This window comes from Mesorhizobium sp. M7A.F.Ca.CA.004.06.1.1 (assembly GCF_003999135.1).
Taxonomy (GTDB): domain Bacteria; phylum Pseudomonadota; class Alphaproteobacteria; order Rhizobiales; family Rhizobiaceae; genus Mesorhizobium.
In genome coordinates this window covers 1-431 of the sequence record NZ_RZPQ01001464.1, presented here as the reverse complement: position 1 = coordinate 431, position 431 = coordinate 1, and the positions used below count along the sequence as shown (strand labels likewise).

The 431-nt window shown below is 61.9% G+C and carries 1 protein-coding gene; it reads left to right on the top strand.

Annotated elements, in window-relative coordinates; all coding sequences use genetic code 11:
- Nucleotides 1-77: 77 nt before the first annotated feature.
- On the top strand, nucleotides 78-431 hold a 354-nt coding region (locus tag EN906_RS36960; RefSeq protein WP_127375904.1), incomplete at its 3' end, for a hypothetical protein.

Below are 431 nucleotides of genomic sequence, written 5' to 3'. Positions count from 1 at the left end.
CTTGCATCGTACGCGCTGACGGGCGGCTTGGAAGCCGCAACGTACAGACGCATTTGCCAGAGCGGAGACACCCAGCGATGACTTACGACAAGAACCCGTTTCCATCAGGCGATGCCGATCGCCACGCGCTCTGGGAAATGCTGGTGCGGCGCGACATCGACGCTTTCATCGGCCAGGACTGGGCCATGGTCGAGGATGATTTCGTAGCCTCGAGCTTCTTCGGCATGCATGCGCATTTCCTGCACAACGCCGACGCCTGGCGGCTGCAGTTTCCAAGGCTCGAAATCTATCGCGACGAATGGCTGCGCCAGGCCAGGGAGACGGCGGCGACCAAATTCGCCGAGCCGCTGCGCGAGGCGCTGTTTCGCGTCACCAACATGCGCGACATCGATGTCGACGGCGACCGCGCCGTGCTGCACAAGAAATTCGAC